This is a genomic window from Candidatus Methylospira mobilis (assembly GCF_009498235.1).
Lineage (GTDB): Bacteria > Pseudomonadota > Gammaproteobacteria > Methylococcales > Methylococcaceae > Methylospira > Methylospira mobilis.
In genome coordinates, this window is the sequence record NZ_CP044205.1 from 2,685,183 (window position 1) to 2,698,310 (window position 13,128).

The window sequence follows — 13,128 nt, forward strand, 5'->3', positions numbered from 1 at the left end:
CCTACGGCGAGCTTCGCTCCCTTTAAGGCTCTACCTGCCATGTTAAAGGCTCGGCCAGCACATACTCGCCATAAGGCATGCTTCACAAGGCTCATTTATACAAATATATTGTTACATGGTAATGACAATGCCGGACCACATATCAGGAGAGCTACTGGTCAGACACAAACATCGGTCTCATTCCCACCCGGCTACAGCAGAAAAAAATCAGGAAGCTTGCCGTGTTTCTATACTTTTGCCGACGTCAAATAATGCGGGCCAGAACCAACCCGGACTCGAAGTTACCGGTTTAAGAAGGTAATCAATGAGCCGATATTTCCGGCGGAATTGGCGCATGAGACCTTGTCCAATACCTGTCTGAATGGTTTCCTGACATGCCGAACCGGATACATAAAGAATGGCACGCACTATGCTTGATTTAATAACCAAAACCGCTATATGTTACATAGATCAGGAGAGACTCATGACCAACCACGTTTACAAAAAACTCGAATTTGTCGGCAGCTCCCAAACCAGCAGTGACGACGCCATAAAAAATGCAATTGCCAAGGCAGCGGCAGGCAGCAAACATCTCGACTGGTTCGAAGTCGTCGAGACTCGCGGACATCTTGTCAATGGCGAAATTTCCCACTTCCAGGTAACGATTAAAGTAGGAAGCAGAATCGAAGACTGAGTTGGGACCGATACGGAACGGCTGATTTAATCAAAAAACGCCGACTCCAGTATCGGTTGCTATTCGTTTTTGTGATAAAAAGCGATTAAATCAGAGTTCCCATAGAACTAAAAACGGCGCCAATTCAGGATCAGACGCCGTTTTCTATGGGCTTTGCAGGAATCAAGCTGAGCGTTTCAGCTAGACAATCAGCTTTTCTTCGATAGCCGAGCACCTGAAAAACGCCGGATTCGCTTCGCTATAAATCCGTACGGATTACTGAATACGAAAACATATAAACCCTCTTCAGCCAATATGCACCCTTTCCATTATTGTCATGGAATCGTAAAGTCAGAGATCTGGATAGAAATCGGTATCCGCTGCAACGGCGCTTTCGGCCCGCTCAAGGGTTGGATACCGACAGCGCTACAAGTGCTAAAAGGCGATTAATGATCAATTATATTATTATTCTGTTACGAATTCTGTGATGATCTTTAATGGCAACGCTGGAAAGGCGTTTTATAAACCATTTGAATAATTCCAGAAACCTGAGCCCCTTAAACATCTTGGCAGGTCGACTTGAAAAAGCTTATAATGTGGTGATAATTTTTCTATTGACGCTGACGGGAATTATCATCAGTTTTCTCTTCATTGCCATTTCCCTGGCACGGTCGGCAGCTGCTTGCCATTCATCGGTGGGTTCTTCATCACTAATTATGATCAGCCAAGGCAAACAGTAAGCAATACCTGTTTTTATACTCAAGCTTACGAGCCTCCTAACGATCCAAAGCCTTATTAACCGCCCAACCCAATGACAGGTCGCCGTCAGCTATAAGCGGTTCAGTTGGCCCAAGTTGATGAGCTTGCGGAATCGGTAAAGTCTCTGTCACATACCCTCCGGTTATAATGACGCCTACCTCGACAGAACAAGCTATAAACACCATCACGCCTTCTTTCGCCTACAAACTGCGACAACCCACCCGGCACTTAATTCACCCATAGGGTTTCCGGACATCGAACTTGATGTATCAAGAACCAACATACAAGCGCAACGCGGCGCTGGGCTTTCAACAATATCGCTCATGACAAGTCCTCACTAAAAAGTCGATTTATTGTAAATCCAGCCGGCTTTATTGAACTAATGTCAGTAGCCGTATGGTCTCCTCCGCCAAAGGTCGCGTTGTAAAAAAGGCTGCAACCAAGGTAGACGAGACCGGCGGAGGAATTGACTGTCACGCCACAAACTTTTGCACATTGCGCCCGGCTGGTACCCAAGCCGGACATTGCTCGTAAATCAACAGCAAAAAAACACTAACTGATGCCAAACCAGCAGCGCGCGCTTTCCATGCCCGTAATTGCAAGGAAAAGTCAAAAAGCGCCGTTTCCTTTTTCCGGTACGTTTTTTGTGTGTTCATTCATAAAGAATGACTTATCCGGATATTAACGATCATAAAATTACAGGAACCAGCATGAGCACTCGCAAACTCAGACGCGGCGCCTTCATACCCGGCGCTGGTCAGGACGTAGCCGCCTGGCGTCACACCGCGCACAGGCATATGGCGCGCTCAATCTCGAACACTATAAACGCATCGTACAAACCGCCGAGCGCGGCAAGTTCGACGCGATGTTTCTCGCGGATAACCTGGCCGCCAATTTCGACGTCAACCTGTCTATTGGACGCGGAGAAAAGAGCGCGGGCTTTGAACCGGTCACCCTGTTTTTGTCGCTGTCGATGATTACCTCACGAATAAGATTTATTGCTAATGCATCAACGACCTACGAAGATCCCTATCAATTGGCCCGTAAATTCGCCTCACTCGACTACCTGAGCAACGGACGCGCCGGATGGAACGTGGTGACATTCGTCGACATCGTCAAGGCGCTCTGGGACAACTGGGAAGACGATGCACTGATCCGGGATAAAGTCGGCAGGCATATTTATCGACCCGAACAAGGTCCATGCGCCCAATCACAAAGGCAAATACTTCCAGGTTCAGGACCGTTGAATATTGCGCGTCCGCCGCAAGGCTACCCGGTAATCGTCCACGCGGGCCAATCCGAGCCGGGCAAGGAGCTGGCGGCGAGAATAGCGGAAGTCATATTTACCGCGCAGCAGTCGCTCGCCGATGCGCAGGCATTCTATGCAGGCATTCTATAAAGATGTGAAAAACCGCCTCGCCCAATCCGGAAGAACGTTCGATCAGCTTAAAATCATGCCGGGGTACCCCCTTTCGCGGGAAAACCGAGGCTGAAGCGAAAGCCAAATATGAATAGTTACAGGAGTTAATTCATCCGGAAGCCGGACGGGCGCGGACACTGGAGCATAGTCGGCTCGGTCGTACAAATCGTCGATCGGTTGCAGGAATGGTTCGAAAACGATGCGGCTGACGGCTTCAATGTACTGCCTGCCTGCCCGGCAGTCTGGACGACTTCGTCGACCTGGTCATCCCGGAGTTGCAACGGCGAGGGCTTTTCTGCACAGAGTACGAAGGCGGCACGATACGCGAAAATCTGGGATTGGCGCGCCCGCAAAACCAGTTCGCGCCCGGTAGGCAAAACGGGGCATAACAACCATCAAAAACGGGAGAGAGCGGCAAATCCCACAGAGATAACGCCTCCCCTCATTGGAGATTATCTTACATTAATCGACAAATCAGGCGCTCTCGCTGTAAACCCGCCCCTGATACCCCGCCAAAAACCACAGAAATAGAATGGCATTATTATTGCAGACTAGCGAGAATCCGGTGCTGAATACTTAGCCGGTAACCAACTTTTGGATTTAAGAGCATCATGTCGGATAAACGAAAAACTCGATACTTCATACGTGTGGCGGCTACGCTGTTAATTGCGCTGCTTTCGGTTTCCAGCCTGTCCGCTTGCTCCAGCTCCCAGGCAGGCAACGATTACGATCCAACCAAGATATAATCCGGTTATCGCCGCTTGGGGTTTTGTAGAAATCAGTTTCCCGAGAAGAGATGAAGCGGCTGAACTTTTTTGGCGGATGCGCCGGCGCTCATTCACCCTAGCCGTCGTCGCTCGTCTGTCAAAGCGACAGGGTGGGTAAGCGTAACGCACCCACCGGCTCAACATCTCGATGTCAGAACAGGCTTCGGCTTCCATGCTTCGTAGCAGGTAAAGGACTGCTCTTTCTGTCGAAATCCTCACATAGAACATCTCAAACGTAAAAAATGAACGCTGAAAGCTATTTAATGGGCGTCCGCCGTAAATTCGGGCAAGGTTTGTTATTAAACCCCAGTGTAGCTGCAGTCGTTCTGGACGAAAGTAAACGGCTTTTGCTCCAGGAAAAATTCAACGAAGCCTGGAGTCTTCCGGCCGGCGCGATTGAATCGGGCGAATCTCCTCGGGAAGCCGTCATCCGGGAAGTTTGGGAAGACACCGGATACAACGTAACGGTAAAAAGCATTATCGATGTTTTCGGCGGAAGAGAATTTCGATATACCTATCCGAATGGCGATCGGATTGAGTATGCCGTAACCCTTTTCCATTGCGAAATTACCAGCGGAGATAGCCCTTTTATCGATACGGAGACGAAATCCATCCGTTATTTCTCTGAAAACGAGATGCCGGCGCTTGCGCTGCCCTACCCCATTGCAGCACTATTCCTCAAAGATTCATATTCCACTCCCCCGTAGCATTCTGGGCAAGCGAAACGCGCCCAAAACAGCGCTCACGGACTAGAATACTTGGTTTCAGTAGCCTCGCAATCGTAAAATAGACATTTACTCAACAACTTTTTTGTGCTTTCGGGACTCGCATCATAGGTGCATCGCAAGCCTGTCTGTCGGTCGAAACCGATTAATATGATACTCCATGCCATCCAGCGTGATGCGGCGGAACATGCTGCAAACAAGAACGGCAATCGAACAGTTACTTTTCCAATTGGCAAAATAATCTCATGAGCGCATACCGCATAGCTCCAACGCCCTCGTCGACGCTACCGGCAGGCATCCCTTTCATAGTCGGCAATGAGCTGGCTGAACGCTTCAGTTATTACGGCATGCGCGCAATTCTGGTGGTTTTCATGACCCGCTACCTGGTCGACGCAAGCGGGACCCCTGCCCCAATGTCCGACAGTGAAGCCAAGGGTTATTTCCACCTGTTCGTGTCCATCACCTATCTCACGCCGTTCCTGGGCGCACTGCTGGCCGACGGTTTACTCGGTAAATACCGCACCATCATTGCCTTGTCGCTGGTTTATTGCCTCGGACATTTCGCATTATCGCTGGATAGCACGCGCATGGGACTGCTGCTCGGTCAATCGTTGATAGCGCTCGGCGCCGGCGGCATCAAGCCCTGCGTTTCCGCTCATGTCGGCGATCAGTTCGGAAGCTCCAACCAGTATTTACTAAGCAAGGTTTATAGCTGGTTCTATCTGGCCATCAACCTGGGCGCGTTCGTATCCATGCTGCTCATCCCATGGCTGCTCGAACATCACGGTCCGGCCGCGGCATTCGCGGCGCCTGGCCTGCTGATGCTGCTGGCGACTATCATTTTCTGGTCGGGACGCTATCGCTTCGTGCATATCCCGCCCGCAGGCGCGCGCTTCGTCAAGGATGCCTTGAGCGGAGAAGGTCTGCGTTGCCTGGGGCGTTTAACCGGCATTTATCTGTTCATCACCATGTTTTGGGCGCTGTTCGATCAGACAGGGTCGTCCTGGGTATTACAATCGCAGCAAATGGATCGCGTGCTGTTCGGCTACGAAATCCTGCCGTCCCAGATACAGGCCGCCAATCCGCTGCTGATTGTTATACTGACGCCGCTGTTTTACCGGGTGCTGTATCCGGCCATGGCGCGCATCGTCGCGCCGACCGCACTGAACAAAATTGCCGCGGGACTGTTCATGACGGTTGCGGCTTTTGCGCTGTCGGCCTGGATACAAACGCAAATCGACACCGGAATCAAACCGAACATCATCTGGCAGCTACTGGCTTATCTGCTCCTTACTTCCGCCGAAGTCATGGTATCGATCACCTGCCTGGAGTTTTCCTATACCCAGGCGCCGCTGACCATGAAGTCGTTTGTGATGGCGCTCTACATGGCGGCGGTCGCGCTGGGCAACCTGTTCACCAGTATGGTGAATTTCTGGATTGAACACGCCACAGTCGGCTGGCTGAACGGCGCGGGATATTTCTGGTTTTTCACCGGGTTGATGCTGCTGACCGCGCTGGGTTTTTTCGGCTATAGCCGCGTTTATCGCGAGCGCGCGTACATGCAGCAGGAGCAGTGATCAGGCTATCGTATATTCCCGGCAACCCGCTCAAGCTGGCGCGCCAACTGCAACCGGCCAGCAAGCCATGCCGTTCCACAAGCAATGTTTTAACTTGGCAACAGAAAACCTGTATATAAGCGTGGCGCGGACTCTGCTGCGCATCAGTAAACAATAAAACACTTGGGACTCCACAGTGAAATTCAACATGCTCCGGTTCACCATCGCATTCTGTTTTTTTGCATTAATTTTTGTAATGGCCGCGTCAGCCGCAACGCTGCTGAACGACACAAAATTTCCTGCGGAAATCCGTATCGGCTATCAAAAATCCGGCACACTGTTTCTGCTGAAGCATGCGGGAGCATTGGAAAAACGTCTTGCTCCGCTCAGAGTCGTCGTGAAGTGGTCGGAGTTTCAGTTCGGCCCGCCGATGCTGGAAGCGCTGAATGCCGGAAAACTGGACTACGCGACTACCGGCGAAACGCCGCCGGTTTTTGCTCAAGCCGCCAGACATTCCACGCTGGTTTATGTGGGCCAGGAACGGCCGTCACCGCGTAGCGAAGCCATCCTGTTACCCGAGCACTCGGGGATTTCCGCACCAGTCGAGTTAAAAGGCAGGAAAGTTGCGATAGCGAAAGGCTCGAATGCCCATTATCTGTTGATCAGCGCCCTTGCCAAAGCGGGACTGGGCGTCAAGAATATTCAACCGGTTTATCTGAACCCTTCCGACGCCCGCGCCGCCTTTGTAATGGTCAACAAAAACCGGACACCTGTGTTCAGGCAGCGTTTCTATAAAATTCCCGCTCGAATTCGAGCGGGGACTGATAGCCCAATGTTGAGTGTGGTCGGAGGCCATTATAAAAAGCCAAATAATCGATCACACTCAGTTTTGCCACCGCTTGGGTCTTGAATTTTTCGTAGTTGAGCTGCTCATGCTTCAAGCTGCGAAAAAAGCGTTCCGTCGGCGCGTTGTCCCAGCAATTCCCTTTGCGGCTCATACTCTGTTCCCTCTTCATCACTTCTAAATGCCGGCGATATTTCCGGCTCGCATACTGGCTGCCACGATCTGAGTGATGCAACAGACCGGGTGGCGGCTTACGGCGCCAGAAGGCCATTTGCAAGGCCTTGACGAGTGAGGTCCGCATATGATCATCAATCGCCCAGCCCACGACCTGACGGGAAAACAGATCGATCACCACCGCGACATAAAGCCAGCCTTGCAGGGTCCACACGCAGGTAATATCTGTCGTCCATACTCGATTGGGCTTGGCAACCTGGAATTGCCGATCCAACCGGTTGGGTGAGAGCCTCGTTATGGTTACTATCGGTGGTGACCTTGACTCGCCTGGGATAGCGAACCTTCAACTTTAAATCTCGCATGATGCTCGGTTTGCACCGGGCACGCCAGGGTTTCGTCAAGGCGCGAACGGCACAGGCCAATCAGATTCGAGGACTATTGGCCGAATACGGAATTGTTATACCCAAGGGTATTGGCTATATCGCCAGACGACTGCCGGAAATTCTGGAAGACGGCGATAATGAATTGCCGGATGCCTTTCGTCAGCTGATAGAGCGCTTGGGAACGCATCTCAAGGAGCTTGACCGGCAAGTTGATGAACTGGATGCCCAGATACAGGTGTGGCACAGAGGGAATGATGCCAGCAAGAAATTGGAGAAAATCCCCGGCATAGACCCGATCACAGCGAGCGCCTTGGTGGCCTCGATTGGCGACGCCAAAAACTTCGAGAATGGCCGACAACTGGCGGCGTGGCTGGGTCTTGTTCCTCGTCAAAATTCCAGCGGAGGAAAATAAACCCTGCGTGGCATCAGCAAGCGTGGCGACACCTACCTCCGAACGTTGTTGATCCACGGCGCGCGCGCCGTGATAAGGGTCTCGGAGCACAGGCTTGAGCAAGCCAATGGCTGGCTCACTCGGATAGTGGACAGGCGAAACAAGAATATCGCAACGGTGGCGCTGGCCAACAAGAATGCCCGCATTGTTTGGGCGCTGCTGGCACACGAAAGCGAATTTCAGCCAGATTACTCCGTGGCGGCAGTCGCTGTGTAATAGAACGGATTGATTTTAGATAAATTAAGCTTAAAGAAGAGGGTTAACTCCACCGATTGCACAGGCAATCATTGTTATGATGGCAAGACAGGTCAGACCGTGACCGAATAAACCTGAATGAGACAAGGCACGTTTGAGTGCGCCATTTTGTTGAGGATTCGGTCAGCGCATTCCATCAGGGACAGAGGCGACGGCCTCGATTAAGTCCGAATATATGGCAGCAATCTTTATCTGAAACCACCTTCATCAAATGAACGCTTGGCAAAACCGGGGCGACCATATATGTCTCATGTTGGGGTATGAAATAGGCGTGGCTTGCAGCGCTCTTTGTACATCTGAACATGAGAAAAAATGAACGGCCGGGTGTATGGTTTATTCAAACACCCGGCTACTAACACTAAGTTCTTTTGTAGTGCGTTGTGATTTATACACATGAAGTGCATGCTTCAACGCGTCGACTAATGCTTCGTGTTCGTCGTCACCACAAAATATAATCTCAATCGATCCTAATTCGACTGGAGGTGCGCCGTTAACTCTGATCTTTATGTGTGGCGAGCCGTGATTTGTTAGCCCAAAGATCGTACGGCTATGATCTACGCTATCGCGTTGTCCGCCATCAGGGTAATTGGTACCTGCATGCACGCTTATGTGGCTGTAGTTACCAAATGTTTCTTCAGAAATTGGGATGCTTATAGTAGCCATAGTAACCTCCGGTTGGGATAGTAGAAATTATCTTACTTGTGCAATTAGCTTCCTTCTGTTTATCGTATTCCAAGAGTTCATTCTGCGCGCAGGCTATTGTACAGCATAGCGCGGCAGACATTGAGAAGCTTGGCGACTGTTGCCTGGCTTTCTCTTCGATCGAGCAATTCTCGTGCGTGTTTGCGCTGGTCTTCTGAAAAAGAAGGTTTGCGCCCCAACTTCGCGCCGCGTTGCTTTGCAGCTTTCAATCCGGCCTGCGTGCGGATGAAAGCAGCTATCATCGACCAGCTATTGACCGAAGAACGCGCGCTGTTCGATTTCGAGCGCATCGCCGAGGCCGTTGCCGACATGCGGGTGCGCCGCCACCCGCATGTTTTCGGCGAAGCCGTAGCGAGAACGAAGTTGCGGTAAAACGCAATTGGGAGCGGATCAAACAGGAAGAGCACAGCGAAAAGCACGGTGAAACGGAAGCAGCGCCAGCGTGCTCGACGGCGTAACCAAGACGCTACCGGCGCTGATACGCGCGGAAAAGCTGCAAAACCGCGCCGCCCGCCACAGTTTCGACTGGCCCGACGTCGAGCCGGTTTTTTCGAAAGTGGAAGAAGAGCTGGCCGAAGTACGCGAAACCTGCCGATCTGGAGACCGGGAGCATATACGGGAGGAAATCGGCGATTTACTGTTCGTAGCAGTCAACCTGGCTCGTCATTTGGACGTAGAACCGGGATCCGCGTTGCGCGCCGCCAACGACAAATTTTCCCGGCGCTTTCGCTGCATTGAGCAGTGTCTGGCCAGGCAGGAACGTAGTTTGTCGAATGCGACGCTGCTTGAGCTGGATGCATTATGGGATGCGGCTAAACGGGTACTCTCTAAAACCTGACCCAACGGCAAAGAATGGTCTGATTATCAAGACTCTTCAGCCAATTCGTATCGCATGGTCGCAGTCGTCATTCCGGCAGGGATTGCCGTCCATGGCTCCGGATACCCGCTTCCCGGTGGGTATGACAAGCGTGTTGGTTCGGCTGAAGGATCTTGCTTCCCTGGGACAGTCAAGCCTTTCCCTCCAACGTTTCTTCCGCCGCAAAAAAACGCCGCACCAGCGGCAACGAGCGCGTGCGCCGCATCGGCGGCAGGCTGTTCAGGAAAACCTTGCCGTAGGATTTGCTGATCACGCGCGGATCGCACAGCATGAACACGCCTCGGTCGTCGCTGGAGCGTATCAAGCGCCCTACTCCCTGACGCAACGCAATGACCGCCGCCGGTAACTGATGCGCGCCGAACGGACTCAAGCCTTTCTGCTTCAACGCATCCAGCTTCGCGTTCAGCACCGGATCGCCCGGCGCGGCGAACGGCAGTTTGTCGATAATCACGCACGACAACGCCGGACCGCGTACATCGACGCCTTCCCAGAAACTTGATGTGCCGAGCAGTATGCCGTTGCCTGCCTGCCTGAACGACTCCAGCAAACGCGCCTTGGGCTGAGTGCCTTGTACGAACAACGGGTATTCCACCAGCTCTTTCAAACGAGCCGCCGCATTCTGCATCGCGGCGTGGCTGGTGAACAGAAAGAAAGTGCGCCCGCCGCTGGCTTGCAAGACGGGCACGGCCGCGTTAATTACCGCATCGGCATGATCCGGCGCCGAAGGCTCCGGCAGTTCCAGCGGCAGATAAAATATACACTGCTCGGGGTAGCTGAACGGACTGTCCCAACTGCGCGCCTCCGCGTCGAACAATCCCAGCGTCTGGGTGAAATGCTCGAAACGCCCGGAAACGCTGAGCGTAGCCGAAGTAAAAATCCAGCTCGCCTTGCTGCTGCGCTGAAACTTGGCGAACTCCTCGACAGTATCCAGCGGCGTGCGATTGAACACGAAACCGCGCCGGAAGGTTTCGAACCAGCGCACGCTGCCGCCCTTATTTTCAATCTGAAACTCGGCCAGAAGCGCCAAAATGTCATCGCAACGCTTCCAACATGATTCCAGCCCCTTGCCGCATATTGCAGCGGCGCGCAGCAGCGCCGACAACTCCGACAAACGCGTTTGCAGTTCCTCGAGGCGCTGCATCGCTTCCGCATTGGCGCTGAATTCAGTCCAGGCCGCTTTCATCGGCTCCACACCCATGGAAAGCCGCAGTTCGCTTACCGCCAGTTCCACCCGGTCAATAGCCTGACCCAGCTCGCGGTCGCCGCACGCATCCTTGAGCTGTTCAGCCAACGCGTCATGACAAAGTTCGGTCAACTGGCGTGAAGACAAGATCAGCCCCAGAAATTGGGACGCCGTTTCGGCAAACTGGTGCGCTTCATCGATAATCACAACATCCGCTTCCGGCAATAGCTCGCCGAAACCGTCGCTGCGTATCGCCCAATCCGCCCACAGCAGATGATGATTAATCACCAGGATTTCGGCCTCCTGCGCGGCCTTGCGCGCCTTCAGTAAAAAACAGTCGGAAAGCTGCGGGCATTCCTGGCCGAGACAATTGTCGGCGGTCGATGTCACCCACGGCCAGATTACCGACGATTCTGCCACGCTCTCCATCTCTGCAATATCGCCCCTGCGCGTGGTTGCGCCCCAGCGCTTGATCGCCTCTATCGCCCCAACCTGGGAGCGCAAGTCGTCATGACGGAATACCGACAGGTTATACAAACGATAGGGACACAGATAATTGGAACGGCCCTTGAGCAAGGCCGCGCTAAACGGCACTCCCAGCACTTGCCGCAGCAGCGGCACGTCCTTGTGGAACAACTGATCCTGTAAATTGCGCGTGCCGGTCGAGACGATCACTCGCCGTCCGGATAAAATTGCCGGAACTAGGTAAGCCAGGGTTTTGCCGGTGCCGGTGCCGGCCTCGGCAACCAGCGTCTTCCTGCTTTTTATCGCCTCGGCAACCGCTTCCGCCATTTCCAGTTGCGGTTGGCGCAGGCGGTAGCGTTCGACTTTGGCCGCCAGCAGACCGTCAGGGCTGAAAACCTGACTGAGGCTGATCACTTTAAACCACCGGGTTCGCCTTGGACGTGGTCCGTAGCGGCTTGGACGGAAACGGATTAGGCGGTTGCAACAAACCGGATGGTTTGATTCTAACCAGCAAACGTAATTTTCGGTATTCGGCGCGAGGCACGCTGTCAGGCATCAGCAACAAGGATTTCCGTCCCCGGGCGGTCTTGAAGTACAGGAACGCAATCTTGCCGAGTACCAGCGAGCCGGCCGATAAGGTCCCCGCCAAAATTTGCCCGTTTCGCAGATGCAGCAGCCAGCCCTGATCAGTGCGAAACTCCAGCGCGCTTATTTTAACGCGCCCTATGTTGTGCAACTGCAGCCAGCAGCTTACGCCGATCAGCACGGTCAACCCTACCTTAAGCCACAAGGGAATACCGGAGACACCCACGGCCAGCAAAGCCCCACTATGCACCAGCCACACAAACCACCACAATGAACGAGACGGTACAGGATCAAGCCTTAACATCAACACATCCTCTGATCTTGATGATCAGTTTACACAGTAAAACATCCTGGGCGGGTTCTTCCCGCGCCAACAACCAACCCGCAAGCACCGGGTCGGGAACATCCAGCAAACGTATGAAAGCCTGCCTTTCCTCTTCAGTCGCCTGCGGAAGATGGCGCAGCCGGTAGCAATCCAGCAATCGGTCCAGCTCCCGCATGCCGCGGCGGCAAGACCAGGCTATTTGTCCGGGGTCGCGATTCACGTCGTCACAACTGCCGCTCCATCAACATACGCTTGATCCCCGCGATGGCTTTTGCCGGATTCAGGCCCTTGGGACAAGTCTGAGTGCAGTTCATGATCGTATGGCAACGATACAAACGGAACGAGTCCTCCACCGCATCCAGCCGCTCGCCACGAGTTTCGTCGCGGCTGTCCATGATCCAGCGCCAGACTTGCAACAATACCGCCGGCCCCAGATAACGATCGCCGTTCCACCAGTAACTGGGGCAGCTGGTGGAACAGCAGGCGCAGAGTATGCATTCGCTCAAACCCGCCAATTGTCCGCGCTCATCCGGACTCTGCAATCGCTCGCGATCGGCGGGAGCGGGGGTTTGCGTGGAAAGCCAAGGCTTGATCGCGGCATATTGCGCGAAAAAATGCGTGGTGTCGACTACCAGATCCTTGATTACCTGAAGATGCGGCAACGGGTAAATACGAATCAGATCGCCGCATGACGCCAGAGGACGGGTACAGGCCAGCGTATTCTGACCATCAATGTTCATCGCGCAGGAACCGCACACGCCCTCGCGGCAGGAACGCCGGAAAGTCAGGCCTCCATCGGCTTCGGCCTTGATTTTTATCAGCGCATCCAGCACCATCGGGCCGCATTGGTTCAAATCCAGCTCGAAGTTTTCGATACGCGGCTTGGCGCTTCGTTCGGGATCGTAGCGATAGATCAGGATACGCCGCATACGCCGGCTTTTGTCGCGGCTGACGCGTTGCGCCATAGCCGGGCGCTTGAACCATAGCATCAGACGTTGCAGAAAT

The 13,128-nt window shown here is 53.3% G+C and carries 14 protein-coding genes and 2 pseudogenes; 9 read left to right on the forward strand and 7 right to left on the reverse strand.

Translation table 11 applies throughout. The features are described from left to right. Positions 1-463 precede the first annotated feature (463 nt). Positions 464-673, forward strand: coding sequence for a dodecin (locus F6R98_RS12085; RefSeq protein WP_153249242.1), 210 nt, complete (start codon positions 464-466; stop codon positions 671-673). 568 nt (positions 674-1,241) lie between these two features. On the opposite strand, the gene F6R98_RS12090 is transcribed toward F6R98_RS12085, so the two are convergent. Next, positions 1,242-1,415: a vWA domain-containing protein gene (locus F6R98_RS12090; RefSeq protein ID WP_153249243.1), complete on the reverse strand. Its 174-nt coding sequence runs from the start codon at positions 1,413-1,415 to the stop codon at positions 1,242-1,244. 768 nt (positions 1,416-2,183) lie between these two features. Between F6R98_RS12090 and F6R98_RS22060 the strand changes: the two genes are divergently transcribed. The 5 genes from F6R98_RS22060 (at position 2,184) to F6R98_RS12110 (ending at position 6,789) form a co-directional block, all read left to right on the forward strand. Continuing rightward, complete coding sequence (locus tag F6R98_RS22060) at positions 2,184-2,810, forward strand: LLM class flavin-dependent oxidoreductase (protein WP_228125239.1); 627 nt, start codon at positions 2,184-2,186, stop codon at positions 2,808-2,810. Positions 2,811-3,442: 632 nt separating this feature from the next. Continuing rightward, positions 3,443-3,577, forward strand: coding sequence for a hypothetical protein (locus F6R98_RS22480; RefSeq protein WP_265588090.1), 135 nt, complete (start codon positions 3,443-3,445; stop codon positions 3,575-3,577). A 263-nt stretch (positions 3,578-3,840) separates the two neighbouring features. After that, positions 3,841-4,305, forward strand: coding sequence for an NUDIX domain-containing protein (locus F6R98_RS12100; protein WP_153249244.1), 465 nt, complete (start codon positions 3,841-3,843; stop codon positions 4,303-4,305). Positions 4,306-4,568: 263 nt separating this feature from the next. After that, positions 4,569-5,900, forward strand: a complete 1,332-nt coding sequence (locus F6R98_RS12105; RefSeq protein ID WP_153249245.1) for a POT-type proton-dependent oligopeptide transporter — start codon at positions 4,569-4,571, stop codon at positions 5,898-5,900. Between the two features lie 409 nt (positions 5,901-6,309). After that, complete coding sequence (locus F6R98_RS12110) at positions 6,310-6,789, forward strand: ABC transporter substrate-binding protein (RefSeq protein WP_407079314.1); 480 nt, start codon at positions 6,310-6,312, stop codon at positions 6,787-6,789. Here F6R98_RS12110 and F6R98_RS22795 read toward each other — a convergent pair. After that, a pseudogene (locus F6R98_RS22795) lies at positions 6,740-7,171 on the reverse strand (IS3 family transposase); the annotation flags it as partial. The gene F6R98_RS12110 and the pseudogene F6R98_RS22795 sit on opposite strands and share 50 nt — an antisense overlap. Positions 7,172-7,260: 89 nt before the next feature. Between F6R98_RS22795 and F6R98_RS12120 the strand changes: the two are divergent. Next, positions 7,261-7,947 (forward strand): annotated as a pseudogene (locus tag F6R98_RS12120) (IS110 family RNA-guided transposase); the annotation flags it as partial. A 372-nt stretch (positions 7,948-8,319) separates the two neighbouring features. Here F6R98_RS12120 and F6R98_RS12125 read toward each other — a convergent pair. Continuing rightward, positions 8,320-8,649 (reverse strand): hypothetical protein, encoded by a 330-nt coding sequence (locus F6R98_RS12125; RefSeq protein WP_153249246.1) that lies wholly within the window; start codon positions 8,647-8,649, stop codon positions 8,320-8,322. 264 nt (positions 8,650-8,913) lie between these two features. Here F6R98_RS12125 and F6R98_RS12130 point away from each other — a divergent pair, with 264 nt between their 5' ends. Then, the gene (locus F6R98_RS12130) at positions 8,914-9,060 is read left to right on the forward strand and encodes a hypothetical protein (RefSeq protein WP_153249247.1); all 147 of its coding nucleotides are present in this window, start codon (positions 8,914-8,916) and stop codon (positions 9,058-9,060) included. Positions 9,061-9,130: 70 nt separating this feature from the next. After that, on the forward strand, positions 9,131-9,526 hold the full coding sequence (locus F6R98_RS12135; RefSeq protein WP_153249248.1) for a MazG nucleotide pyrophosphohydrolase domain-containing protein: 396 nt from the start codon (positions 9,131-9,133) through the stop codon (positions 9,524-9,526). A 169-nt stretch (positions 9,527-9,695) separates the two neighbouring features. Here the strand turns inward: F6R98_RS12135 and F6R98_RS12140 are convergent, their stop codons facing one another. The 4 genes from F6R98_RS12140 to F6R98_RS12155 are packed head-to-tail and all read right to left on the reverse strand — an operon-like array spanning position 9,696 to position 13,088. Continuing rightward, entirely contained in the window at positions 9,696-11,627 is a 1,932-nt protein-coding gene (locus F6R98_RS12140) for an ATP-dependent DNA helicase (protein WP_153249249.1), read from the reverse strand. A gap of 1 nt (position 11,628) precedes the next feature. Then, positions 11,629-12,102 (reverse strand): protein YgfX, encoded by a 474-nt coding sequence (locus F6R98_RS12145; protein WP_153249250.1) that lies wholly within the window; start codon positions 12,100-12,102, stop codon positions 11,629-11,631. Continuing rightward, positions 12,089-12,343 (reverse strand): FAD assembly factor SdhE, encoded by a 255-nt coding sequence (locus tag F6R98_RS12150; RefSeq protein ID WP_153249251.1) that lies wholly within the window; start codon positions 12,341-12,343, stop codon positions 12,089-12,091. Before F6R98_RS12150 ends, F6R98_RS12145 begins: the two co-directional genes overlap by 14 nt. 4 nt (positions 12,344-12,347) lie before the next feature. Then, on the reverse strand, positions 12,348-13,088 hold the full coding sequence (locus F6R98_RS12155; protein WP_228125240.1) for a succinate dehydrogenase iron-sulfur subunit: 741 nt from the start codon (positions 13,086-13,088) through the stop codon (positions 12,348-12,350). Positions 13,089-13,128: the final 40 nt, after the last annotated feature.

Excerpts from the sequence above, each read along its gene's own strand:
- F6R98_RS12085 (WP_153249242.1), top strand. The coding sequence starts at position 464 with ATGACCAACCACGTTTACAAAAAACTCGAATTTGTCGGCAGCTCCCAA.
- F6R98_RS22480 (WP_265588090.1), top strand. The coding sequence starts at position 3,443 with ATGTCGGATAAACGAAAAACTCGATACTTCATACGTGTGGCGGCTACG.
- F6R98_RS12100 (WP_153249244.1), top strand. The coding sequence starts at position 3,841 with ATGAACGCTGAAAGCTATTTAATGGGCGTCCGCCGTAAATTCGGGCAA.
- F6R98_RS12105 (WP_153249245.1), top strand. The coding sequence starts at position 4,569 with ATGAGCGCATACCGCATAGCTCCAACGCCCTCGTCGACGCTACCGGCA.
- F6R98_RS12110 (WP_407079314.1), top strand. The coding sequence starts at position 6,310 with ATGCTGGAAGCGCTGAATGCCGGAAAACTGGACTACGCGACTACCGGC.
- F6R98_RS12125 (WP_153249246.1), bottom strand. The coding sequence starts at position 8,649 with ATGGCTACTATAAGCATCCCAATTTCTGAAGAAACATTTGGTAACTAC.
- F6R98_RS12130 (WP_153249247.1), top strand. The coding sequence starts at position 8,914 with ATGAAAGCAGCTATCATCGACCAGCTATTGACCGAAGAACGCGCGCTG.
- F6R98_RS12145 (WP_153249250.1), bottom strand. The coding sequence starts at position 12,102 with ATGTTAAGGCTTGATCCTGTACCGTCTCGTTCATTGTGGTGGTTTGTG.
- F6R98_RS12155 (WP_228125240.1), bottom strand. The coding sequence starts at position 13,088 with ATGGCGCAACGCGTCAGCCGCGACAAAAGCCGGCGTATGCGGCGTATC.